Annotated in this window: 18 protein-coding genes; 6 read left to right on the plus strand and 12 right to left on the minus strand. The window is 62.9% G+C overall.

Annotation, left to right across the window (positions count from 1 at the left end):
• Positions 1–75: 75 nt before the first annotated feature.
• Positions 76–1,515 carry a DUF2867 domain-containing protein gene (locus tag WFM45_RS04110; protein ID WP_033633466.1) on the minus strand — a complete coding sequence of 480 codons (1,440 nt, stop codon included), beginning with the start codon at positions 1,513–1,515 and terminating at the stop codon, positions 76–78.
• Between the two features lie 149 nt (positions 1,516–1,664).
• On the opposite strand from WFM45_RS04110, the gene WFM45_RS04115 reads away from it, so the two are divergent.
• On the plus strand, positions 1,665–2,012 hold the full coding sequence (locus tag WFM45_RS04115; RefSeq protein WP_004928387.1) for a DUF1294 domain-containing protein: 348 nt from the start codon (positions 1,665–1,667) through the stop codon (positions 2,010–2,012).
• 29 nt (positions 2,013–2,041) lie between these two features.
• Here WFM45_RS04115 and ltaE read toward each other — a convergent pair whose 3' ends face one another.
• The 5 genes from ltaE to WFM45_RS04140 form a co-directional block, all read right to left on the minus strand.
• A complete protein-coding gene (gene ltaE, locus WFM45_RS04120; protein WP_021504350.1) occupies positions 2,042–3,058 on the minus strand; it encodes a low-specificity L-threonine aldolase in 1,017 nt (338 codons plus the stop codon).
• Between the two features lie 75 nt (positions 3,059–3,133).
• Positions 3,134–4,855, minus strand: coding sequence for a ubiquinone-dependent pyruvate dehydrogenase (gene poxB, locus WFM45_RS04125; RefSeq protein ID WP_025302253.1), 1,722 nt, complete (start codon positions 4,853–4,855; stop codon positions 3,134–3,136).
• 199 nt (positions 4,856–5,054) lie between these two features.
• Positions 5,055–6,056 carry an NADH oxidoreductase gene (gene hcr / locus WFM45_RS04130; protein ID WP_085336395.1) on the minus strand — a complete coding sequence of 334 codons (1,002 nt, stop codon included), beginning with the start codon at positions 6,054–6,056 and terminating at the stop codon, positions 5,055–5,057.
• 56 nt (positions 6,057–6,112) lie between these two features.
• Entirely contained in the window at positions 6,113–7,762 is a 1,650-nt protein-coding gene (gene hcp, locus WFM45_RS04135) for a hydroxylamine reductase (RefSeq protein ID WP_156865421.1), read from the minus strand.
• A gap of 179 nt (positions 7,763–7,941) precedes the next feature.
• A complete protein-coding gene (locus tag WFM45_RS04140) occupies positions 7,942–8,838 on the minus strand; it encodes a lysine exporter LysO family protein (RefSeq protein WP_004928363.1) in 897 nt (298 codons plus the stop codon).
• Positions 8,839–9,025: 187 nt separating this feature from the next.
• Here WFM45_RS04140 and WFM45_RS04145 point away from each other — a divergent pair, with 187 nt between their 5' ends.
• On the plus strand, positions 9,026–10,684 hold the full coding sequence (locus WFM45_RS04145) for an ATP-dependent endonuclease (RefSeq protein ID WP_033633462.1): 1,659 nt from the start codon (positions 9,026–9,028) through the stop codon (positions 10,682–10,684).
• Between the two features lie 14 nt (positions 10,685–10,698).
• Here the strand turns inward: WFM45_RS04145 and WFM45_RS04150 are convergent, their stop codons facing one another.
• Positions 10,699–11,652: a VirK/YbjX family protein gene (locus WFM45_RS04150; RefSeq protein ID WP_004928358.1), complete on the minus strand. Its 954-nt coding sequence runs from the start codon at positions 11,650–11,652 to the stop codon at positions 10,699–10,701.
• A gap of 194 nt (positions 11,653–11,846) precedes the next feature.
• Between WFM45_RS04150 and macA the strand changes: the two genes are divergently transcribed.
• Both macA and macB read left to right on the plus strand, forming a co-directional pair.
• On the plus strand, positions 11,847–12,962 hold the full coding sequence (gene macA, locus WFM45_RS04155) for a macrolide transporter subunit MacA (RefSeq protein ID WP_060559126.1): 1,116 nt from the start codon (positions 11,847–11,849) through the stop codon (positions 12,960–12,962).
• On the plus strand, positions 12,962–14,908 hold the full coding sequence (gene macB / locus WFM45_RS04160) for a macrolide ABC transporter ATP-binding protein/permease MacB (protein WP_313257076.1): 1,947 nt from the start codon (positions 12,962–12,964) through the stop codon (positions 14,906–14,908). Before macA ends, macB begins: the two co-directional genes overlap by 1 nt.
• An 87-nt stretch (positions 14,909–14,995) precedes the next feature.
• On the opposite strand, the gene cspD is transcribed toward macB, so the two are convergent.
• Entirely contained in the window at positions 14,996–15,217 is a 222-nt protein-coding gene (cspD, locus tag WFM45_RS04165; protein WP_004928349.1) for a cold shock-like protein CspD, read from the minus strand.
• A gap of 355 nt (positions 15,218–15,572) precedes the next feature.
• Here cspD and clpS point away from each other — a divergent pair, with 355 nt between their 5' ends.
• Both clpS and clpA read left to right on the plus strand, forming a co-directional pair.
• Positions 15,573–15,893 carry an ATP-dependent Clp protease adapter ClpS gene (gene clpS / locus WFM45_RS04170; protein ID WP_004928347.1) on the plus strand — a complete coding sequence of 107 codons (321 nt, stop codon included), beginning with the start codon at positions 15,573–15,575 and terminating at the stop codon, positions 15,891–15,893.
• Positions 15,894–15,920: 27 nt separating this feature from the next.
• Positions 15,921–18,200: an ATP-dependent Clp protease ATP-binding subunit ClpA gene (clpA, locus tag WFM45_RS04175; protein ID WP_004928343.1), complete on the plus strand. Its 2,280-nt coding sequence runs from the start codon at positions 15,921–15,923 to the stop codon at positions 18,198–18,200.
• Between the two features lie 205 nt (positions 18,201–18,405).
• Here clpA and infA read toward each other — a convergent pair whose 3' ends face one another.
• The 4 genes from infA to cydD form a co-directional block, all read right to left on the minus strand.
• Entirely contained in the window at positions 18,406–18,624 is a 219-nt protein-coding gene (gene infA / locus WFM45_RS04180) for a translation initiation factor IF-1 (protein WP_002211347.1), read from the minus strand.
• Between the two features lie 105 nt (positions 18,625–18,729).
• Positions 18,730–19,455, minus strand: coding sequence for a leucyl/phenylalanyl-tRNA--protein transferase (aat, locus tag WFM45_RS04185; RefSeq protein WP_015377315.1), 726 nt, complete (start codon positions 19,453–19,455; stop codon positions 18,730–18,732).
• Positions 19,456–19,484: 29 nt separating this feature from the next.
• Positions 19,485–21,224 carry a heme ABC transporter ATP-binding protein/permease CydC gene (gene cydC / locus WFM45_RS04190; RefSeq protein ID WP_313257079.1) on the minus strand — a complete coding sequence of 580 codons (1,740 nt, stop codon included), beginning with the start codon at positions 21,222–21,224 and terminating at the stop codon, positions 19,485–19,487.
• Positions 21,225–21,226: 2 nt separating this feature from the next.
• Positions 21,227–22,993 (minus strand): heme ABC transporter permease/ATP-binding protein CydD, encoded by a 1,767-nt coding sequence (gene cydD / locus WFM45_RS04195; protein ID WP_049187476.1) that lies wholly within the window; start codon positions 22,991–22,993, stop codon positions 21,227–21,229.
• Between the last annotated feature and the right edge of the window lie 38 nt (positions 22,994–23,031).

The following is a 23,031-nucleotide window of genomic DNA, read 5'->3' on the forward strand; positions in this document are numbered from 1 at the left end:
TTTCGTGCGCTATGCAATCGGAAAGCCCCGAAGCACAGCGGCAAACTGTGCGGTTGATCGACAAATGAGCGCCGTTCAGCGCTGTTGGCGGTCCAGGTTCTCGGCAAGCTCGGCGATGCGCTTCGCCATGCCGCGAAAAATAAACAGATGCGCGGGCATCATGGCGAACCAATACAGCAGCCCGCTGAAGCCGGCCGGGTGCCACCAGGCGCGCACGTCCAGCGTGCGGCGATCGCCGCGATCGGTGATGGTGAAGCTCAGCCGCCCCAGGCCGGGCGCCTTCATGCCGAACAGCAGCGCCAGCTGCCGCAGCGGCTTCAGGGTAATCACTTTCCAGCCGTCGATCTCGTCACCCAGCGCCAGGGCCGCGCGCGCCGGGCGGCCATAGACCACGCCGTTGCCGATCATGTCGTCCATGCGGGCGCGGATCCGCCACAGGATATTGGCGTAGAAATAGCCTTCTTCGCCTCCCAACTGCTGCACCGTTTGCCACAGGGCCTGGCTGGAGGCGGCGGTGTCCAGCGCGCAACCGGCCTGTTTGGGGTAGTAGCCGTAGCCAGGGCGCCAGCGAGCCCGCGCCGCCGGATCGTAGCCCCAGTCGGCGGAGTCGACCACTTCCAGTTCGCGCTGCAGCGTGGCGGTGACCGCCTGATCAAAAGTGTGCAGACGCTGCGGGATCAAGGCTTGCAGCGGCCGGCCGTCGGCGGGCAGATCGTGCTTCAACCCCTGGATCAACGCGCGGGCGATCGGCGTCGGCACCGAGGTGATCAGGCTGATGAACCACACCGAAATCAGCCGCGTCGGCAAGGGGATCGGGATCAGCCAGCGCCGTTTGCCGCTGATGGCGATAAAGCGTTGGAACATGTCCTGATAGCTGAGGTATTCCGGCCCGGCGACATCGAAGATGCGGTGTTCCTGCGCCGGATGCGCCAGCAGATCGGCCAGATAAACCAGCAGGTTCTCCAGCGCCACCGGCGACGATTTCGAACGCACCCAGCGCGGCGGTGTCAGCACCGGCAGGTTATAGACCATGTCGCGCATCACTTCGAACGCTGCCGAGCCGGGGCCAACGATGATGCCGGCGCGCAGCTCGGTGACCGGTACGCCGCTTTGGCGCAGGATCTCGCCGGTCAGGCGGCGGGCCACCAGGTGCGGCGAACTGTCGTCGTTCGGCTGCAGCGCGCCAAGGAAGATCACCTGCCTGACGCCGGCATTGCGCAGCGCGTCGCGCAGATTTTCCGCCGCCTGGCGCTCCTTTTCGATAAAGTCGTCGCCGTCGCCCATCGCGTGCACCAGATAGTACAGCGTATCGATTTCCCACAGCGCCGCGCTCAGGGTGTCCGGGCGGTACAGATCGACATACAGGCAGTTGACCTGCGGCCAGTTCTGCTCCTGCAGCCACTCGATGCGCCGCGCGGCGGCGGTAATCTGGTGCCCCTGTTCGATCAGGTGCGGGATCAGGTTCTGGCCTATATAGCCGCTGGCTCCAAGAACCAGTACGCGTTGGGGTATCATCGGGCCGCCTTGTGCGGTGAAAGAGTCGCAGAACGACAGGATGCCAAATTCAGGGTTTAAATGCACTTTTTGTATGGGTATAAGCCGGTTGCATCCGCCGCGACGCAGGTTCACACTACGCGCCCCTTATCGAACGAAGACCGGATGTCATGAAGCTCAATGTGATTTGTTACGCCCTGCTGGGCCTGGCGCTGATCGCCAGTTTGTTCTCGCCGCATCCGGTGTGGATGGGGTTGCTGCTGGCGAACCTGCTGACGTTTCTGATCTACGGCGGCGATAAGCTGGCGGCGCGCAAAGGGTGGCGACGGGTGCCGGAGACGACGCTGTTGCTGTTCGGCGCGCTGGGCGGGTGGTTGGGTGCATTGCTGGCGCAGCAGCTGTTTCGCCACAAAACCCAGAAACAGCCGTTTAAAACCTGGTTCATCCTCAGCGTCGCGCTCAACCTGGCGGCGGTGCTGGGGCTGTGGTACTGGGTTTACGGCCGCTGGATTTTCTGATTGCGGGGCGCGGCCTGCGCCCCAAGCGATCAGGCGTGCTGCTGAAGAAACTCCCGCCACAGTTCGACCACCCGCTGCAGATCCTGACGGCTGACGTCGAGGTGGGTCAGAATGCGCGTCAGCGGGCCACTGCTGATCAGCACGCCGCGTTCGCGCATCCACGGACCGAATTTGGCCGCCAGCGCCGGTGGTTGGCGCAGGTACAGCACGTTGGTCTGCGCGCCGGGAGCGGCGATCTCCACGCCGATCTGCCGCAGCTGTTGCTCCAGCCAGGCCGCGTTGTCATGGTCTTCGCGCAGCCGCGCAACGTTATGCTCCAGCGCGTAGAGGCCGGCCGCCGCCAGGATGCCGGCCTGACGCAGCCCGCCGCCGGTCATCTTACGCCAGCGCAGCGCACGCTGAATGAAGGCCTCGCTGCCGCACAGCAGCGATCCGACCGGCGCGCCCAACCCTTTCGACAGGCAAATGGTGAAGGTGTCGCAGTATTGCACGATCTCTTTCAGCGGCAGGTTCAGCGCCACGGCGGCGTTGAAGATGCGCGCGCCGTCGATATGCAGCGCCAGCTGCCGCTCGCGGGTAAACTGCCACGCCTGCTGCAGGTAGGCCTGCGGCAAGACTCTGCCGCTGATGGTGTTTTCCAGGCTCAGCAGCCGGGTGCGGGCGAAGTGGATGTCGTCGGGTTTGATGGCGGCGGCGAGCTTGTCCAGCGGCAACGTGCCGTCGGCGTCGGCCTCGATCGGCTGCGGCTGAATGCTGCCCAGCACCGCTGCGCCGCCGGCTTCGTATTTGTAGTTGTGCGCCTGCTGACCGACCAGGTATTCATCGCCGCGCTGGCAGTGGCTCAGCAGCGCCACCAGGTTGGCCTGGGTGCCGCTGGGCAGAAACAATGCCGCTTCTTTGCCTGACAGGCGCACCGCCTCGGCCTCCAGCGCGTTGACCGTCGGGTCATCGCCGTAGACGTCGTCGCCGACCTCTGCCTGAGCCATCGCCTGGCGCATGGCGGCGCTGGGGCGGGTAACGGTGTCGCTGCGTAGATCGATAAGCATAGGGTTCCTGGAATGTAAGGGAGAGGAAAAGGGTACATGGCATCATATACCCTTTATTTTACCGGGGCAGCTTGCTTAACGCAGCCAGTTGGTTTTCGCCAGTTCAACCACTTCGTCGCCGCGGCCGTTGATGATGGCGCGCAGCATGTACAGGCTGAAGCCTTTCGCCTGTTCGAACTTGATCTGCGGCGGCATCGCCAGCTCTTGCTTGGCGGTGACCACGTCCAGCAGCGCCGGGCCGGGATGCGCCAACATCTCCTGCAGCGCGCCGTCCAGATCGGAGGCTTTTTCCACGCGGATGCCCTTGATGCCGGCGGCGTTGGCGATCGCCGCGAAGTCCGGATTATGCAGGTCGGTGCCGTCGGTCAGGTAGCCGCCGGCCTTCATCTCCATCGCCACGAATCCCAGCACGCTGTTGTTGAACACCACGATTTTCACCGGCAGCTTGAGCTGCGCCAGCGACAGGAAATCCCCCATCAGCATGGTGAAGCCGCCGTCGCCGCACATGGCGATCACCTGTTTATCCGGCGCGGTGGCCTGAGCGCCGATCGCCTGCGGCATGGCGTTGGCCATCGAACCGTGGTTGAACGAACCGAGCAGGCGGCGCTTGCCGTTCATTTTCACGTAGCGGGCGGCCCACACCGTCGGCGTGCCGACGTCGCAGGTGAAGATGGCGTCGTCGCTGGCGTACTGGCTGAGCTGCTGCGCCAGATACTGCGGGTGGATCGGCTGGTCGTCGTTGGCGGTCGCCAGCCCGTCGAGATCCTTGCGCGCGTTGCGGTAATGTTCCAGCGCCTTGTCGAGGAACGCCCGGTCGCGCTTCGGTTCCAGCTGCGGCAGCAGGGCGGTGAGGGTGGTGTGGATATCGCCCACCAGCGCCATATTGACCGGGCAGTGCGCGCCGATGCTGCCGGGGTTGATGTCGATCTGAATGATGTTGGCGTTGGTGGGGTAGAACGCGCGATAGGGGAACTGGGTGCCGAGCAGCACCAGCGTGTCGGCGTTCATCATCGCGTGGTAGCCGGAGGAGAAGCCGATTAGCCCGGTCATGCCGACGCTGTAGGGGTTATCCCATTCGATATGCTCTTTGCCGCGCAGCGCGTGCACCACCGGCGCCTGCAGCAGCTCGGCCAGCTTGACTACTTCATCATGCGCGCCGGCGCAGCCGCTGCCGCACATCAGGGTGATGTTCTTCGCCTTGTTCAGTGTTTCCGCCAGCTTGTTCAACTCGCTCATCGGCGGCTGCACCAGCGGCAGCGCCGGGGTATGCCAGGTCAGGGTCGCGTCTTCCGGCGCCATGCGCAGCGCCACGTCGCCCGGCAAGACCACCACCGAGACGCCGCGATTGAGGATCGCCTTGCGCATGGCGATCTCCAGCACGCGCGGCAGCTGTTCCGGGTTGGAGACCAGCTCGCAATAGTGGCTGCATTCGCGGAACAGCTCCTGCGGATGGGTTTCCTGGAAGTAGCCGCTGCCGATTTCGCTGGAAGGGATGTGTGCGGCGATCGCCAGCACCGGCACATGGTTGCGGTGGCAGTCGAACAGGCCGTTGATCAGGTGCAGGTTGCCGGGGCCGCAGGAACCGGCGCACACCGCCAACTGGCCGGTAAGCTGGGCTTCGGCGCCGGCGGCGAAGGCGGCCACCTCTTCATGGCGGGTGCCCAGCCATTCGATGGTGCCCATGCGGTGCAGGCTGTCGCTAAGGCCGTTGAGCGAATCGCCGGTCACGCCCCAAATGCGTTTTACGCCGGCTTGATCCAGCGTTTTGGCGATCAGTGTGGCTACGGTTTGCTTCATGGTTCCCCCAAACAAGGTTTGAAAAACGATGTGGACTCGATCCGGTGAGTGGCAGCAGAACAACTGCAAGCATAGCTTACCGGCTGTGGACGAGATGCGGTCAGGAAGGGTAAAGAGCGTAGGACGGGGAAAAGTGTAACCGGGCTGGCCGCGGGGAGCTTGCCGATAAATGCCCCATCGCGGCGATGGGGCCAGGGGATCACGCCAGCGTGACGTCGCCCTGCAGCTGGCAACTGCAGGCCAGCACGTAGCCTTGCGCTATCTCTTCCGCGCTCAGCGTCATGGTGCTGGTGGTGGTGTAGTCGCCCTCGAGGATGCGGGTTTTGCACGAGCCGCACACCCCGGCGCGGCAGGCGGCGTTGACCGGCAGGGCGTGGGCCTCCATCGCCGCCAGCAGCGTGCTGCCAACCGGTACGCGGAATTCGCGCAGCGGGCGCGCGGCGCGCAGCGTCAGCCCTTCGGTGGCGTCGGCCTGCGCCGTCGGCGTGTGGAACTGCTCTTTATGGAAACGCTCGGCCGGCACGCCGAGCCGGCGGCACAGCTGCTCCACCTGATCCATGTAGGGCGCAGGGCCGCAGGTCATCACCGTGCGTTCGGCGATATCCGGCGCCGCCTGCCGCAGCGTCTGTTCATCGATGCGGCCGCTGAGGTAGCCGGGCTGCAGATCCTGCTCGGCCATCAGCGTCAGGCGCAGCTGCGGATGGGCGGCGCACAGCGCGCGCCATTGATCGGCGAAGATCGTGTCGGCGGGAGTGCGCACGTTAACGATCGCGACGATATCGCAGGCCGGACGGTTGGCGGTCAGCCAGCGGCACATCGAGACGATCGGCGTCACGCCGCAGCCGGCGGCCAGCATCAGATAACGATCGGCCGGGTGGCGCTCGCAGCTGAATTCGCCCTGCGCGTCGGACAGCCACAGCGTGTTGCCGGGCTTGACCTCTTGCGTCAGCCAACGCGATCCCACGCCGTCCGGCAGGCAGCGCACGCTGATGCTGAGAAAGCGGCTCTGGCCGGGCGAGGAGGAGAGCGTATAGGCGCGCAGTGTCTCCTCGCTGTTGCGGATGCTGACCAGCGCAAACTGGCCGGCCTGGTAAGGATAAAAAACGTCGCAGATCAGGTTCAGCGTCCAGACGTCGGCGGTTTCACGCTGGATGGAATGCACCTGCATGCGATTCGGGCAAAGCGGAGTGGGTTGAGTCATCGGGGCACCTCAAAAAGCAAAGGGGCCGGCGCAGGCGGCCCCATAACGTAACGGCATCAGGCGAGCAGCGCGGTGATATCCTGCTCGACGGTAGTGATCGGGCGCAGGCCGAATTTCTCGTTGAGGATCGCCATCAGGTTGTCGGTCAGGAAGCCCGGCGCGGTCGGGCCGGTGACGATGTTTTTCACCCCCAGCGACAGCAGCGTCAGCAGAATGACGATCGCCTTCTGTTCAAACCACGACAGCACCAGACTGAGCGGCAGCTCGTTGACGCTGCAGCCGAGCGTGTCCGCCAGCTTGACCGCCAGCATGATGGCGGAGTAGGCGTCGTTGCACTGGCCGACGTCCAGCAGGCGCGGCAACCCCTCCAGCGTGCCGAAGTCCAGCTTGTTGAAACGGTACTTGCCGCAGGCCAGCGTCATGATCAGGCAGTCTTGCGGCACGCTGCGGGCGAAGTCGGTGAAGTAGCTGCGCTCGTCGCGGCTGCCATCGCAGCCGCCGACCAGGAAGACGTGGCGCAGTTTTTTCTGCGATACCAGGTCGATGACCGTGTCGGCGGCGTTCAGCAACGTCTGGCGGCCGAAGCCGACGGTGATCAGGTGTTCGATCTCGGTGTAAGGGAAGCCGTTCATGCCCTGTGCCTGGCGGATCACGGCGCCGAAGTCGTCGCCTTCCAGATGGTTGACGCCCGGCCAGCCGACGATGCTGCGGGTCCAGATACGATCGCCGTAGTTGCCGACGTTAGGATCGATGATGCAGTTGGAGGTCATCACGATCGGGCCGGGGAATTTGGCGAATTCCGTCTGCTGGTTTTGCCAGCCGCTACCGTAGTTGCCCACCAGGTGCTTGAATTTTTTCAGTTCCGGATAGCCGTGCGCCGGCAGCATTTCACCGTGGGTGTAAACGTTGACGTTTTGCCCTTCGGTTTGCTCGAGCAGCATGCGCAGATCTTTGAGATCGTGGCCGGAAATCAGAATGGCTTTCCCGGCCACCGGGCGCACGTTGACCGCGCTGGGCTGCGGATCGCCGTAGGCCTGGGTTTCGCCGCGATCGAGGATCGCCATCACGTTGAAGTTCATCTTGCCGATGCCCATGGCGTTGTTCAGCAGGGTGTCGACGTCGCGCGGCCGGGTGCCGAGCCAGGCCATAAAGGCGTGGTAGTCGGCATAGAGTTGCTCGTCGAACTGGCCGAGCACGTGCGCGTGTTCCATATAGGCCGCCGCGCCTTTCAGGCCATACAGGCACAGCAGGCGCAAACCGTGTACGTCGTCGCCGACCTCGGCCTTGTCGCTGTTGAGGGCAAACTGCGCCGCCTGTTGCAGCAGCGCAGGCATATCGTCACCGGCCAGCTGCAGGGCCGCCATCGGGTGATCGACGCGCACGCCGGCATCCAGCAACCGGCAACGGGCGGCCAGCGAGTCGCGCAGCAGCAGAGTTTCCCGCGCGTAGCCGATGATGCGCTGGGAATCGAAGTTGACGTTGGTCAGGGTGGAGAAGAAGGCGCGCGGGGCGAAGCTGTCGATCTCGTGGTCGACGATGCCCAGCGAACGCGCCTGCAGCGCCCAGGCGGAGAGGCCCTGCAGCGCCGCCACCAGCAGATCCTGCAGGTCGGAGGTTTCCGCCGTTTTGCCGCACATGCCCTGAGCATACGCGCAGCCGTTGCCTGCCGGGGTACGGATGGTTTGTTCACATTGCACACAGAACATAGTCGCTTCCTTTTATTTTAAAGTTGCATTTGTAATGCTTGTTTAAAAGCATAGATCGGCGATCGGGGTTGCAAAAGGCTTTTGTGCGACTACTGCGGGCAAGTTTGATTTAGCGCAATTTTGCCGTGCGGATGGGAATTATTACGCTTTGGGGGCCGGGCGGCCCCCAGGGGAAAGGATCAGGAGAACAGGGCGATCAGCACCGGCGCCAGCAGGCTCAGCAGGAAGCCGTGCACGATGGCGGGGGGCACCATGTCCAGTCCGCCGCTGCGCTGCAGCACCGGCAAGGTGAAGTCCATCGAGGTGGCGCCGCACAGGCCGAGGGCGGTGGAGCGGCTGCGGCGCACCAGCGTCGGGATCAGCATGATCGCCACCAGCTCGCGCGCCAGATCGTTGAAGAACGCGGCGCTGCCCATCACCGGGCCATAGGCGTCGGTGATCAGAATGCCGGACAGCGAGTACCAGCCGAAGCCGGAGGCCATCGCCAGCCCGGCCTTGACCGGCAACCCCAGCAGCTGCGCCGCCAGCGCGCCGCCGGCCAGCGACGCGACGGTCACCACCAACGCCACCAGCGTGCCGCGGCGGTTGAGCACGATCTGGCGCAGCGTCATGCCGCTGTTGCGCAGCTGAATGCCGACCAGCAACAGCAGGAAGATCAGCGCATATTCGCTGCCTTTATGGGCGAACTGCAGCCATTGCCACTGCGTCAGGCCGAGCAGGAAGCCGCCGAGCACCACGCCGCACAGCTTGAGCGACTCCAGCGCCATGTGCACGCGCGAAGGCAGCTTTTCCTGTTTATGGCTGCTGCGCCACGGCATGCGCCGCTCCAGCAGCGCCAGCAACAGCAGGTTGGCGCAGAGAATGCAGAAGAAGAACACCGCGCTGTACTGGAAGATCAGCACCAGGTTGCTGCTGAGATCTTCCATGAATGCCAGGCTGATACCCATGAAAAACAGGATCACGTACACCATCCAGCTGAGCAGCCGGTTGATCAGCACCAGCAGCGGGCGATGGCGTAAGGGAATGAGGTAACCGACAATCAGCGGTAACAGAATAATCAACAGTCCTGAGTACATGGTGCAGCTTGTGTCCTTGAGTTTTGAAGCGCGCCGAACGCCGACGAGGAGCACACGCTAACCAAAAGCCCGGCCGGAGTAAAGCGGCAGATTTGACGTTGGCCGCTTGACCTGCAAGGGGTTTTTTGACCATGCTCTGTGAAGGTCACCTCATTGAAGAGGCGACGGCGCGCACGGGAGGCGGCGGATGTTCTTGGAGCGTATCGAAATTGTAGGTTTTCGCGGCATTAACCGGCTGTCGCTGATGCTGGACGACAACACGCTGTTGCTCGGCGAAAATGCCTGGGGTAAATCCAGCCTGCTGGATGCGCTGACGCTGCTGCTGGCACCGGAGCAGAAACTGTATCGGTTTGAAGCGCACGACTTCCATTTCCCTCCCGGTGAGGAGGCGGCCAAAGAGCGCCACCTGCAGGTGGTGTTCACCTTCTGCGAAAAAGACATCGGCCATGCGCACCTGCCGCGCTATCGCCACCTGACGCCGCTGTGGGTCAAGGGCGAAGATGGCCTGAGCCGCATTCATTTCCGCTGCGAGGGCGAGCTGGCCGACGACGGCACGGTGTGCACCTGGCGCGGTTTTCTCGACGCTGACGGCAACGCCTTTCAACTGCACCATATCGAACAGCTGGCCCACGCCATTATCCGCATCCATCCGGTATTGCGCCTGCGCGACGCGCGCTTTATTCGCCGCCTGCGCCCCAGCAGCCTCGGCGATGAACGCAAACCCGATACCCAGGCGCTGGCGCAGCAGTTGGATCAGCTGACGCGCGAGCTGGTGCGCAATCCGCAGAAGTTGACCAACGGTGAGCTGCGTCAGGGGCTGGCGGCGATGCAGCAGCTGCTGGAGCACTATTTCGCCGAGCAGAGTTCACAGGTGACGCGGCCGCGCCGCCGCGGCGGCGAACCGGAGCAGGACGCCTGGCGCGCGCTGGACGGCATCAACCGCATGGTGGCCGAGCCGAACAGCCGCAGCATGCGCCTGATCCTGCTGGGCATGTTTTCCACCCTGCTGCAGGCCAAGGGCGACGTCAAGCTGGATCCCCATGCCCGGCCGCTGCTGCTGGTGGAGGACCCGGAAACTCGCCTGCATCCGATCATGCTGTCGGTGGCCTGGGGGCTGCTCAATCAGCTGCCGCTGCAGCGCATCACCACCACCAACTCCAGCGAACTGGTGTCGCTGGTGCCGGTGGAGCACGTCTGCCGGCTGGTGCGCGAGTCGGGGCGGGTTGCGACCTACCGTCTCGGGCCGCGCGGGCTGAGCGCCGAAGACGGGCGGCGCATCGCGTTTCACATCCGTTTCAATCGGCCGTCGTCGCTGTTCGCCCGCTGCTGGCTGCTGGTGGAAGGCGAGACCGAAGTGTGGCTGCTGAACGAGCTGGCGCGCCAGTGCGGCTACCATTTCGAGGCGGAAGGGGTGAGGGTCATCGAATTCGCCCAGTGCGGCCTGAAGCCGCTGCTGCGCTTCGCCCGCCGTATGGGTATCGAGTGGCATGCGTTGGTGGACGGCGACGAGGCGGGCAAAAAGTACGCCAATACCGTGCGCAGCCTGCTGGACAATCATGAAGACAACGAACGCGATCGGCTGACCGCGCTGCCGGCGCCGGACATGGAGCACTTCATGTTCCGTGAAGGGTTCGGCCCGGTTTATCACCGAATGGCGTCGGTGCCGCTCAACGCGCAGATGCCGGTGCGCAAGGTGATCCTGAAAGCGGTTCACCACTCGTCGAAGCCGGATCTGGCGATTGAGGTCGCGATGCAGGCCGGCGAATGGGGCACGGACTCGGTGCCGCCGCTGCTGAAGAAAATGTTCTCACGGGTAATCTGGCTGGCGCGCGGCCGGGCGGACTGACGGCCCGCCGGGCGTTATCGGGCGCAGAAATGCGCCGCCAATCCCTGTTCCAGTTCGTCCAGCAACTGATAGCGGCGGCGATACTCGGCGCGCTTCTTGCTGGCAATCTCTTCGATCGGCTTGCGGGCGATGCGCTCGGGCAGCAGGAAATAGCCGCTGTCGAGCGGTTTGGCGCCCATCGACAGCCAGAACTGATCGTAATCGGCGTGCAGTTGGTCCTTCTTCTTGCTCTGGTAACGCCAGTTTTGATAGATATGGGTGGCATTGCCGACGGCTACGATCCGGCGGATGCCGAGATGCCGAGCCAGCGTGCAAACGCCTTCCAGCACCAGTCGTTTAGGGAACAGACCGTGACACTCCTTGGTGGTGTGCTGGATCTCGGCGTGCGGCACCTCATGGTTCGCGCCCTGCAGGCCGCCGATGAACAGCGTCGGCTGCTGCTGATAATGCATCAGCGCAAAGGTGATTTCCGCCAGCATCACGCCGTTGGCGTTGCGCAGCAGCAACGTGGCTTCCCCTTCCTTATTCAGTTTGTCGATCGCCGCCAGTTCCAGCGAGATCGGCGCTTCGTTTTTGCCCATCGCGCGGGCCAGCACGAAAGGCTGTGGGCCGAGGTGGCCGAGACGCATCTTCAGCGGCATGCGCTGCACGATGAGATCGTAATGATCGCGCAGGGCGAACAAGCATTCGATCTTGCTCATGTTGGCCGCCAGGTAGGGGCGATGCAGCTTGCACGGCAGGTTCGGCTGCGCGTTCAGGATCTCTTCCAGCAGCGGGTTGCTGGCCAGGGTACTGAGCAGGCCGCTGGTGGTGCGCCAGTTGAGCAGCGAACGGCCGAGAAACTTCAGGCGAAACGAGGTTTTTTTCCAGGCGTTGCTTGGCGCCTTTTCGCCATTGATCAGCGCCGTCATCAGTTGCCAGCCGTTAAGCGGCCGGGGGGAGGCGAGTGGGTAGCTGAGCTGTGACATGATGAAATCCTTGGCTGTGTTGAATGGCGATATTTCATCAAGGTTTCACTAAACGGGAGTTCAATGCTGAACTGTAACCAGGCGTGTCTCCACATTGTGTTGAGCTAAGGTTTAGTTATTCCCTACGTTGCATGCTAATTTAGCTCCGCCGCCGCAATGGGCGGTGGATATTCACAAGCACAGGCAGGTCCATTTTGACAGGGTTTAAAGGACATAAACGCCGCTGGATACTCGTTCTGGCGGTGATTGCGGCGCTTGCCGCGGCGGCCGTTTGGCACTTTCGCCATCCGGCGCCAACCGATTTCAAAACGGTGAAGGTCACCCAGCGCGATCTGCAGCAGAACGTGTTGGCGACCGGCCAGCTGGACGCGGTGCGCAAGGTTGACGTCGGCGCGCAGGTCAGCGGGCAGTTGGAAAAACTGTATGTCGAGATCGGCGACAAGGTGAAAAAAGGCCAGTTGCTGGGGGTTATCGATCCGCAACAGGCGCAGAACAGCATCCGCGAAGGCGAGGCGACGCTGCGCGAACTGCATGCGCAGCTGCTGCAGGCGCAGGCGGAACAGCAGCTGGCGGCGGTCACGCTGCAGCGCAACCAGGCGCTGGCCAGGCTGCAGGCGGTGTCGCGTCAGGATTTGGATCAGGCGGCGACGCAGCTGGCGGTGAAGAAGGCGCAGGTGGGCACCATCAATGCGCAGATCGCGCGGAATCAGGCCAGCCTGGACACCGCCAAGATCAACCTGGCCTACACCCGCATCGAAGCGCCGATGGATGGCGACGTGGTGCAGATCACCACGCTGCAGGGCCAGACGGTGATCGCGGCGCAGCAGGCGCCGAACATTCTGACGCTGGCGGATCTCGGCACCATGCTGGTGAAGGCGCAGGTCTCGGAGGCCGACGTCATTAACCTCAAGCCGGGTCAGAAGGCCTGGTTCACGGTGCTGGGCGATCCGACCCGGCGCTTCGACGGCGTGCTGAAAGACATCCAGCCGACGCCGGAAAAGGTCAACAACGCCATCTTCTATTACGCGCGTTTCGAAGTGCCCAACCCGGAAAGGTTGCTGCGCTTGCAAATGACGGCGCAGGTGCATATTCAGCTGGCCGGCGTTCAGCAGGCGCTGGTGATCCCGCTGGCGGCGCTGGGCGATCAGATCGCCGACAATCGCTACCACGTCTCGGTGTTGAAACAGGGCAAGGAAGAGAAGCGCGAGGTGGCCATCGGCCTGCGCAACAATATCGACGTGCAGATCCTCCGCGGGCTTGAGGCGGGTGATGAGGTGATCGTCAGCCGCGGCGGCGTGGAGGCCGGCTGATGGCGGCGCTGTTGCAGCTGAGCGGCATTCGCCGCAGCTACCGTTCCGGCGAGCAGACGGTCGAGGTGCTGAAGGGGATCAGCCTGAGCATCGATGCCGGTGAAATGGTGGCGATCATGGGGGCCTCCGGCTCCGGCAAATCGACGCTGATGAACATTCTCGGCTGTCTGGACAAGCCGAGCGCCGGCGTGTATCGGGTGGCCGGGCAAGATGTGGCGACGCTGAGCGACGATGCGCTGGCGCAGCTGCGGCGTGAGCATTTCGGCTTTATCTTTCAACGCTACCATCTGCTGCCGCACCTGAGCGCGGCGCACAACGTCGAGGTGCCGGCGGTGTACGCCGGGCTGGGCAAAGCGGCGCGGCGCGAACGGGCGGAGGCGCTGTTGAGGCGGTTGGGGCTGGGGGAGCGCGTCAACTATCGGCCGAGCCAGCTTTCCGGCGGCCAGCAGCAGCGCGTCAGTATCGCCCGCGCGTTGATGAACGGCGGGCAGGTGATCCTGGCGGATGAGCCGACCGGCGCGCTCGACAGCCATTCCGGCGAAGAGGTGATGGCGATCCTCAAACAGCTGTGCGCCCAGGGGCACACGGTGATCCTGGTGACTCACGATCCGGCGGTGGCGCGCCAGGCGGAGCGAATCATCGAAATCCGCGACGGCGAGATCATCGCCGACTCGCGCCCGGCGCCGCCGGAGAGTGTGCAGGCCAAGCCGCTGGCGCTGGCCGCAACGGCGCCTTCCTGGCGGCAGATGGGCGGCCGTTTCCGCGAAGCGCTGATCATGGCCTGGCGCGCGATGGCGGCCAACAAGATGCGCACCGCGCTGACCATGCTCGGCATCATTATCGGCATCGCCTCGGTGGTGTCGATCCTGGTGATCGGCGACGCCGCCAAGCAGATGGTGCTGGCGGACATCAAATCCATCGGCACCAATACCGTCGATATCTATCCCGGCAAGGATTTCGGCGACGACGATCCGACCTATCGGCAATCGTTGAAATACGGCGATCTCGACGCGCTGCGCGAACAGCCGTACATCAGCGCGCTGTCGCCGAGCATCAGCAGCAGCATGCGGCTGCGCCTGGGCAACGTTGATGCGGCGGCCAACGTCAACGGCGTCAGCGAGCAGTTCTTCCGCGTGTACGGCATGAGCTTTACCCAGGGCGTCGGCATCGATCCGATGCAGGTGCAGTCGCAGGCGCAAACGGTGGTGATCGACGCCAATACCCAACGGCGGCTGTTCCCGCACCAGAAGAACGTGGTGGGGGAAGTTATCCTGGTGGGCAACATGCCGGCGACGGTGGTCGGCGTGGCCAAGGAGAAGCAGTCGATGTTCGGCAGCAGCAAGACGCTGAACGTGTGGGTGCCGTACAGCACCATGGCCAACCGGCTGATGGGCAACAGCTATTTCGACTCGATCACCGTGCGCATCCGTGACGGTTACGACAGCAAGGAAGCGGAGCAGCAACTGTCGCGCCTGTTGACGCTGCGTCACGGCAAGAAGGACTTTTTCACCTATAACATGGACAGTCTGGTGCAAACCGCGGAGAAAACCACCCGCACGCTGCAGCTGTTCCTGACGCTGGTGGCGGTGATTTCGCTGGTGGTCGGCGGCATCGGCGTGATGAACATCATGCTGGTGTCGGTGACCGAGCGCACGCGCGAGATCGGCATCCGCATGGCGGTGGGCGCCCGTTCCGGCGACGTGTTGCAGCAGTTCTTGATCGAGGCGGTGTTGGTCTGCCTGGTGGGGGGCGCGCTGGGGATTACGCTGTCGTTCGCCATTGGCCTGGCGGTGCAGTTGGTATTGCCGGGCTGGCAGATCAGCTTCCCGCCGGCGGCGTTGCTGAGCGCGTTCCTCTGTTCCACCGGCATCGGCGTGGTGTTCGGCTATCTGCCGGCGCGCAATGCCGCGCGGCTGAATCCGATCGATGCGCTGGCGCGCGAGTAAGTAAAAGGCATAAAAAATGCCAGTCACACGGCGGCTGGCATTTTTATCGCAGTCAGGGTCAATGCAGCGCGACGCTGCTGGAGGCGTTCAGGACAGCGCCTCGCTTTCCACCGGCACAATCAGACTGGCATGGTTCCCTTTTGGCCCTTGATGCACGTCGAAGCTGACCTGCTGGCCTGCCTTCAACGTTCTGTAACCATCCATCTTGATGGTGGAATAATGCGCGAAAATATCTTCGCCACCGCCGGCTGGGCAGATGAAGCCAAAGCCTTTGGCGTTGTTAAACCATTTAACAGTACCCGTCTCCATGCTTTTACATCCCTCGCAACGCTATTTTAAGTGAGATGAATAACTGAATTCGCACCCGCCGTGGGCGGGTAGCAGGGTGGACAAGGGGTGGTTAAAAGACCACCAGCCACGAATTTACACTCTAGAGCAAATGATCGGGGCGTCAAGGGATCGGCTTTTGTCGGCGGGGAGCAGTTCACCAAAGTTTGAAGCAGGTAACGCTATTGCCACGATTCAGTCACAATTGGCCCGTTTTTTTGCGCACGTTACAGTGCGGCGGGACGATGGCGAAGATGATAAAATAGTAACTATCCCCACTTTGAATAACCGAAACCTGTCCCCATATCAGAGGGCAGAGCAGAGAAGATGAGCAGCGATGGGCAATAACAACGACTGGCTAAATTTTGAACACTTGGCCGAAGAAAAACAAATCGATGCGGTAAAACCGCCGTCTATGTATAAAGTTATACTTAACAACGACGATTACACACCGATGGAATTTGTGATTGACGTTCTGCAAAAGTTCTTTTCTTATGATATTGAACGCGCAACGCAACTGATGCTCACGGTCCACTATCAAGGCAAGGCGATCTGTGGTGTTTTCACCGCCGAGGTGGCGGAAACCAAAGTCGTCCATGTGAACCGGTACGCAAGGGAGAACGAGCATCCGTTGCTTTGTACGCTGGAAAAAGCCTGAATAAGGCAATCTATTGGGGAGGTGCTTATGCTCAATCAAGAACTGGAACTCAGTCTCAACATGGCTTTCGCCAGGGCGCGTGAGCACAGACACGAGTTTATGACCGTGGAGCACCTGTTGCTGGCGTTGCTGAGCAACCCTGCCGCGCGAGAAGCGCTCGAGGCATGTACGGTGGATCTGGCCGCGTTGCGCCAGGAGCTGGAAGCCTTCATCGAACAAACCACACCGACGCTGCCCGCCGGCGAAGAAGAGCGCGACACTCAGCCGACGCTCAGCTTCCAGCGCGTGCTGCAGCGCGCGGTCTTCCATGTGCAATCTTCCGGCCGCAGCGAAGTGTCCGGCGCCAACGTGTTGGTGGCCATCTTCAGCGAGCAGGAGTCGCAGGCGGCCTATCTGCTGCGCAAGCACGACGTCAGCCGTCTCGACGTGGTGAACTTCATTTCACATGGCACGCGTAAAGACGAGCCGGGCCAAGCGCCGAATGCGGAAAACCCGGTGAACGAAGAGCAGTCCGGAGGGGAAGACCGTATGGAAAACTTCACCACCAACCTCAATCAGTTGGCCCGTGTGGGCGGCATCGATCCGTTGATCGGCCGCGATCGTGAGCTGGAGCGCGCGATTCAGGTGCTGTGCCGCCGTCGTAAAAACAACCCGCTGCTGGTCGGCGAATCCGGCGTGGGCAAGACCGCCATCGCCGAAGGCCTGGCCTGGCGCATCGTGCAGGGCGACGTGCCGGAAGTGATGGCGGACTGCACGCTGTATTCGCTGGATATCGGTTCACTGCTGGCCGGCACCAAATACCGCGGCGACTTCGAGAAGCGCTTCAAGGCGCTGCTCAAACAGCTGGAACAGGATCAGAACAGCATCCTGTTCATCGATGAAATTCACACCATCATCGGCGCCGGTGCGGCTTCCGGTGGGCAAGTGGATGCCGCCAACCTGATCAAACCGCTGCTGTCGAGCGGCAAGATCCGGGTGATCGGCTCGACCACCTACCAGGAGTTCAGCAACATCTTCGAAAAGGATCGCGCTTTGGCGCGCCGCTTCCAGAAGATCGATATCACCGAACCGACGGCGGAAGAGACCGTTCAGATCATCAACGGCCTGAAGGCCAAGTATGAAGCGCACCACGACGTGCGTTATACCGCCAAAGCGATCCGCGCCGCGGTGGAGCTGTCGGTGAAATACATCAACGATCGTCATCTGCCGGACAAGGCGATCGACGTGATCGACGAGGCGGGCGCCCGCAGCCGGTTGATGCCGGCCAGCAAGCGCAAGAAAACCGTCAACGTGGCCGATATCGAATCCGTGGTGGCGCGCATCGCGCGCATCCCGGAGAAAACCGTGTCGGCCAGCGATCGCGACGTGCTGAGAAACCTGGGCGATCGCTTGAAGATGCTGGTATTCGGCCAGGATCAGGCGATCGAGGCGCTGACCGAAGCGATCAAGATGAGCCGCGCCGGCCTGGGCCACGAGCGCAAGCCGGTCGGTTCCTTCCTGTTCGCCGGGCCGACCGGGGTCGGCAAAACCGAGGTCACCGTACAGTTGGCCAAGGCGATGGATATCGAGCTGCTGCGTTTCGACATGTCCGAGTACATGGAGCGGCATACCGTCAGCCGCCTGATCGGCGCGCCTCCGGGCTACGTCGGTTACGATCAGGGCGGGCTGCTGACCGATGCGGTGATCAAGCATCCGCATGCGGTGGTGCTGCTCGATGAGATCGAGAAAGCGCATCCGGACGTGTTCAACCTGCTGCTGCAGGTGATGGACAACGGCACGCTGACCGATAACAACGGCCGCAAGGCGGATTTCCGCAATGTGATCCTGGTGATGACCACCAACGCCGGGGTGCGGGAAACCGAACGCAAGTCGATCGGTCTGGTGCAGCAGGACAACAGCACCGACGCGATGGAAGAGATCAAGAAGGTGTTTACGCCGGAGTTCCGCAACCGTCTGGACAACATCATCTGGTTCAACCATCTGTCTACCGAGGTGATCCAGCAGGTGGTCGACAAGTTTATCGTCGAACTGCAGGCGCAGCTGGATGCGAAGGGCGTCTCGCTGGAAGTGAGCGACGAAGCGCGCGATTGGCTGTCGGTGAAGGGTTACGACCGTGCGATGGGCGCTCGTCCGATGGCGCGCGTCATGCAGGAGAACCTGAAGAAACCGCTGGCCAACGAGTTGCTGTTCGGCTCGCTGGTGGACGGCGGTTCCGTGAAGGTCGAGCTGGACAAGGACAAGAAACAGCTGACCTACCACTTCCTCAGCGCCGCCAAGCGCAAAGCGGACGAGGGCGCGGTGCACTAAGGCCGCCTTCAGGCAAAGAAAAAGCGATGCTTCGGCATCGCTTTTTTTATGGGTGAGATTCACCGTATAACAGAAACGAGTGAGCCCTCTCAGTTTACCTGCGCACCTGCAACCCGTTGTGTAACGTCGCTGCGGGGGTAAACGGAAAGGGCTCCCGAGGGATTACATCCTCGATGCCGCCAGCGTGTGGCGCGCGGTGAGCCGATTAACGGCTACGGAAGACAATGCGGCCTTTGCTCAGGTCGTACGGGGTCAGCTCTACAGTGACTTTGTCGCCCGTCAGGATGCGGATATAGTTTTTACGCATTTTACCGGAGATGTGTGCGGTTACCACGTGCCCGTTTTCCAATTCAACGCGGAACATGGTGTTCGGCAGCGTATCAAGAACGGTGCCCTGCATTTCAATATTGTCTTCTTTGGCCATCGAATCCTCTAGGTCTAACTACCTTAGTTTTTAACCGGCAAGATAATGCCGAAAAACCCCCATTATGTAAAGATGTGTCGGTGAACATTGCACCGTTTCCACCAATTAGTTTGCTGGGCAGGGCGGTTCAACCGGCTGTGGGGATATGACTTGCGGCGCCCAGCACGCCGGTGCCAAAGGCCGCCGTTGAAGGGTGCTGAGCTGCTGCAAAAATTGACGGCGCGGAATTTCACGCGCGCCAAGGCGGGCAGTGTGAGCGTTCAGCACCTGGCAGTCAATCAATTCCCCGCCATAAGCGGCAAAATGGCGGCAAAAGGCCATCAATGCGCATTTTGAGGCGTTGGTGACGCGGCTGAACATCGATTCGCCGCAGAACAACGCGCCTTGCGCCACGCCGTACATGCCGCCGACCAGTTGATCATCCTGCCATACCTCCACCGAGTGCGCGTAGCCGAGGCGATGAAGATGTTGATAGGCGCGCTGTACCTCCGGGCCGATCCAGGTGCCTTCATCCGGCCGGTGGGCGCAGGCGGCGATCACTGAGGCGAAGTCGTGATTAAGCGTGATGCGAAACGGATCGTGGCGCAGAAAGCGTTTCAGGCTGCGGTTGAGATGAAACTCGGCCGGGAACAGCACCGCACGCGGATCGGGTGACCACCACAGAATCGCTTCCCCCGGCGAATACCAGGGGAAGATGCCGCGCTCGTAGGCTGCCAGCAGCCGCGGCGCCGTCAGGTCGCCGCCGATCGCCAGCAGGCCGTTGGGATCGCGCAGGGCGCCCTCAGGCGAGGGAAACGCCAGCGACTGAGGGGAAAGCTTAACGATGCGCATACAGGGTTTCTGCGTCCTCTACGGGCCGATTACGGCGCCAGGTTGCTGATACGGTTGCGAAAGCGGGCATAGCGGCCCTGCTGGCGCATTAGGGCGGCGTGATCGCCCTGTTCGACAATTTGGCCGTCATCCATTACGCAAATGCGATCGAGATGCTCCAGGCCGTACAGGCGGTGCGTCACCAGGATCAGCGTCTTGCCCTGACAATGCCGGCGCAGCAGCGCCAGGATCTGCTGCTCGGTCTCGGCGTCCAGCCCTTCGGTCGGTTCGTCAAGCAACAGCAGCGGGGCAGGGTGCAGCAGCGCGCGGGCGATGCCCAGCCGGCGCTGTTCACCGCCGGACAGCTGCCGGCCGCCTTCGCCCAGCCAGGCGTTCAGCCCGCCGTCGCTGTCCAGCAATTTGCCGAGCCCCACCTGCTGCAACACCTCGCTCAGGCGAGCGTCGTCGGCATCCGGTGCGGCCAGCCGCAGGTTTTCCCGCAGCGTATCGCTGAAGATATGCACTCGCTGGCTGACGACCGTGGTCATTCGACGCAGCGTGGTTTCATCATAATCTTCCAGCGGTTCGCCGTTGAGCAGAATTTTTCCGCCGTCGGTGCGCCAGGCTCGGGTCAGCAGCTGCAGCAGGGTGGACTTGCCGCAGCCGGTGCGGCCGAGCAAGGCGATGTGTTCGCCGGCCGCGACCTCGAGCGTGACGTCGCGCAGTACCGGCTGCGGCTGATCGGGGTAGGTGAAACTCAACTGCCGCAGGCTGAGCTGAGCCCGGTCGGCGGCCGCCGGACCGGTGGCAGGGAAGGAGACTTCCGGCTGGCGATCGATGATCTGTTTGACCCGCGTGGCGGAGGCGATCACCTGGCCGAGGTGCTGGAAGGCGCCGGCCACCGGCATCAGCGCTTCGAACGACGCCAGCGCGGCGAAGACAAACAGCGCGATCAGCGCGCCGGGTTGGGTATCGCCGCCGATGCCGGCGGCGGTCAGCCACAGCAGCAGCGTCACCGTCAGCCCGCTGGCGAGGATCATCAGCGCCTGCGCCTTGCCGCTCAGCGAGGCTTGCTGCCACTGGCGGCGTTGCCACAGCTGTTCGGTGGCGTTCAGCGTCTGGCGGAAGTCGTTGACGGCGCCGAACACCACCAGCTCCGCCTGCCCCTGCAGCCAGGCGGTCAGGTCGGTGCGGTATTGGCCGCGCAGTGCGGTGAGTTGCCCGCCGATCGGTTTGCCGGCGCGATAGAACACCGGCGGCACCAGCAGCAACAGCAGCAACAGTATGCCGCCCAGCGTCAGGGCGAGCGCAGGATCCAGCCAGCTCAGGCCGTAGGTGACCACCAGGATCACCACCGCCGCGCTGATCAGCGGCGAGATCACCCGCAGATAAAGGTGATCCAGCGTGTCCACGTCCGCCACCAGGCGATTGAGCAGGTCGGCCTGGCGGAAACGGGCGATGCCGCCCGGCGTCAGCGGCAGGATCTTGCTGAAGGTGAACACCCGCAGGTGCGACAGCACGCGGAAGGTGGCGTCGTGGCTGACCACGCGCTCGGCGTAGCGCCCGGCGGTGCGGAAGATCGCCGCGCCGCGCACGCCGGCGGCCGGCAACATATAGTTGAAGGTCAGCAGGCCCGCCAATCCGGCCAGCGAAGAGGCGGCCAGGAACCAGCCGGAGAGCGCCAGCAGGCCGATGCTGGCCAGCAGGGTGACGATCGCCAACAGGATGCCCAGGCTAATCAGCAGGCTATGGCGGCGATACAACGCCAAAAACGGCAGCAAAACGCGCATGATTAAAGCTCCCCGCGGCGGTGGGCGATAAGAGTGGCGAACAGGCCCGGCTGGGCGCTGAGGGTGGCGTAATCGCCCTGTTGCACGATGCGCCCGTTATCCATCACCCAAATCTGATCGTAGTCTTCGGTATCTTCCAACTGGTGCGTCACCAGCAGGGTGGTTTGCTGATGCGAAGCGGCATTCAACGCCTGCATCACCCGTTGTTCGCTATGGGCATCGAGGCTGGCGGCCGGTTCATCCAGCAGCAGCAAGCGGCGCGGGCCGATCAGCGCCCGGGCGACCGCCACGCGCTGCGCCTGGCCGACCGACAGGCGGGCGGCGTTATCGCCCACTTCGGTGTCGAGCCCCTGCGGCAGATACGGTAACAGTTCGCTGACGTAGGCGAGCTCCACCGCCTGCTGCAGCTGCGCTTCGTCGGCCTGCGGGCAGCCCAGCAGAATATTGGCGCGCAAGGTTTGCGCCGGCAGGTGCGGGTTTTGCCCTACCCAGCTCAACTGTTGCCTCCAGTTTTCTGCGGACAGTTCACGCAGCTCGACGCCGTTGACGGTCAACGACCCACGGTAGGGCAGAAAGCCGAGCAGCAGATTGAGCAGCGAACTTTTGCCGGCGCCGCTCAGCCCGACCAGCGCCACGCGCTGTTGCGGTTGCAGGGTGAAACTCAGCGGCCCGGCCAGCAGCACGCCGTTCGGCGACAGGATTTCCAACGCGTTCGCCTGCAGCGTCAGCGGTTGATCGGCGGGCAGCTGCCGCGTGCCGTTGCCCATCTGCTCGCCTTCGGCGCTGAGGAAGGTTTCCAGCGCTTCCGCCGCGCCGACCGCCTGCGCCTTGGCATGGTAGAAGGTGCCGAGATCGCGCAGCGGTTGGAAGAACTCCGGCGCCAGAATCAGCACCAGAAAACCGGAAAACAGCGTTACGCCGAGGCCGTAGCTGCCGAAATTGAGTTCGCCGAGGTAGGAAAAACCGAAGTACACCGCCACCACGGCGATGGAGATCGACGCGAAGAACTCCAGCACGCCGGAGGAGAGGAAGGCCATGCGCAGCACTTCCATGGTACGGCTGCGGAAGTCTTCGGAGGACTTAGCGATCTGCGCGGTTTCGGCCTGCGCGCGGTCGAACAGCCGCAGGGTATCCAGGCCGCGCAGGCGGTCGAGGAAGTTGCCGCTCAATCGCGCCAGTGCCACGAAGTTGCGGCGGTTGGCGTCGGCGGCCCCCATACCGACCAGCGCCATGAACAGCGGGATCAGCGGCGCGGTCGCCAACAGAATCAAACCGGCGGCCCAATTGATCGGGAAAACGGCGATCAGGATCAGCAGCGGGATGAAGACCGCCAGATACATCTGCGGCAGATAGCGCGAGTAATAGTCCTGCATATCCTCGATCTGCTCGACGATGATGCTGGCCCAACTGCCCGCCGGTTTGCCCTGGATCCAGGCCGGGCCGAGCTGCTGCAGCTTATCCAGCACCTGCTGGCGCATGCGCTGACGGATCACCTGGCCACACTGGAAACCGACCCGCTCCCGCAGCCAGCTCAACAGCGCCCGCAATGCGAACGCGGCGGCCAGCCAGATAAACGAAGGGAGCAGCTGTTCGCGTGGGGTATGCTCGATGATCAGGGCGTGCAGCAGGCTGGCCAGCAGCCACGCCTGCGCCACGATCAGCAGGCCGCTGAACAGCCCCAACAGCATGGAAAGGCGCAGCCAACGCTGCGCCAACGAACTCTGGGTTTTAAGCCAACGGGTTAACTGTTGCTGTCTGGTTTTTTTCATCAGATATGCGTCTGCGTCGCCGGTGCCCGTTTGTTACA

It is taken from the genome of Serratia sp. KG1D, from assembly GCF_037150675.1.
In the GTDB taxonomy this organism is placed as follows: domain Bacteria; phylum Pseudomonadota; class Gammaproteobacteria; order Enterobacterales; family Enterobacteriaceae; genus Serratia; species Serratia nematodiphila.

Bases quoted from the DNA above. Each gene is read 5' to 3' on its own strand.
- WFM45_RS04110 (WP_033633466.1), bottom strand. From the start codon at position 1,515: ATGATACCCCAACGCGTACTGGTTCTTGGAGCCAGCGGCTATATAGGC.
- WFM45_RS04115 (WP_004928387.1), top strand. From the start codon at position 1,665: ATGAAGCTCAATGTGATTTGTTACGCCCTGCTGGGCCTGGCGCTGATC.
- ltaE (WP_021504350.1), bottom strand. From the start codon at position 3,058: ATGCTTATCGATCTACGCAGCGACACCGTTACCCGCCCCAGCGCCGCC.
- poxB (WP_025302253.1), bottom strand. From the start codon at position 4,855: ATGAAGCAAACCGTAGCCACACTGATCGCCAAAACGCTGGATCAAGCC.
- hcr (WP_085336395.1), bottom strand. From the start codon at position 6,056: ATGACTCAACCCACTCCGCTTTGCCCGAATCGCATGCAGGTGCATTCC.
- hcp (WP_156865421.1), bottom strand. From the start codon at position 7,762: ATGTTCTGTGTGCAATGTGAACAAACCATCCGTACCCCGGCAGGCAAC.
- WFM45_RS04140 (WP_004928363.1), bottom strand. From the start codon at position 8,838: ATGTACTCAGGACTGTTGATTATTCTGTTACCGCTGATTGTCGGTTAC.
- WFM45_RS04145 (WP_033633462.1), top strand. From the start codon at position 9,026: ATGTTCTTGGAGCGTATCGAAATTGTAGGTTTTCGCGGCATTAACCGG.
- WFM45_RS04150 (WP_004928358.1), bottom strand. From the start codon at position 11,652: ATGTCACAGCTCAGCTACCCACTCGCCTCCCCCCGGCCGCTTAACGGC.
- macB (WP_313257076.1), top strand. From the start codon at position 12,962: ATGGCGGCGCTGTTGCAGCTGAGCGGCATTCGCCGCAGCTACCGTTCC.
- cspD (WP_004928349.1), bottom strand. From the start codon at position 15,217: ATGGAGACGGGTACTGTTAAATGGTTTAACAACGCCAAAGGCTTTGGC.
- clpS (WP_004928347.1), top strand. From the start codon at position 15,573: ATGGGCAATAACAACGACTGGCTAAATTTTGAACACTTGGCCGAAGAA.
- clpA (WP_004928343.1), top strand. From the start codon at position 15,921: ATGCTCAATCAAGAACTGGAACTCAGTCTCAACATGGCTTTCGCCAGG.
- infA (WP_002211347.1), bottom strand. From the start codon at position 18,624: ATGGCCAAAGAAGACAATATTGAAATGCAGGGCACCGTTCTTGATACG.
- aat (WP_015377315.1), bottom strand. From the start codon at position 19,455: ATGCGCATCGTTAAGCTTTCCCCTCAGTCGCTGGCGTTTCCCTCGCCT.
- cydC (WP_313257079.1), bottom strand. From the start codon at position 21,224: ATGCGCGTTTTGCTGCCGTTTTTGGCGTTGTATCGCCGCCATAGCCTG.
- cydD (WP_049187476.1), bottom strand. From the start codon at position 22,993: ATGAAAAAAACCAGACAGCAACAGTTAACCCGTTGGCTTAAAACCCAG.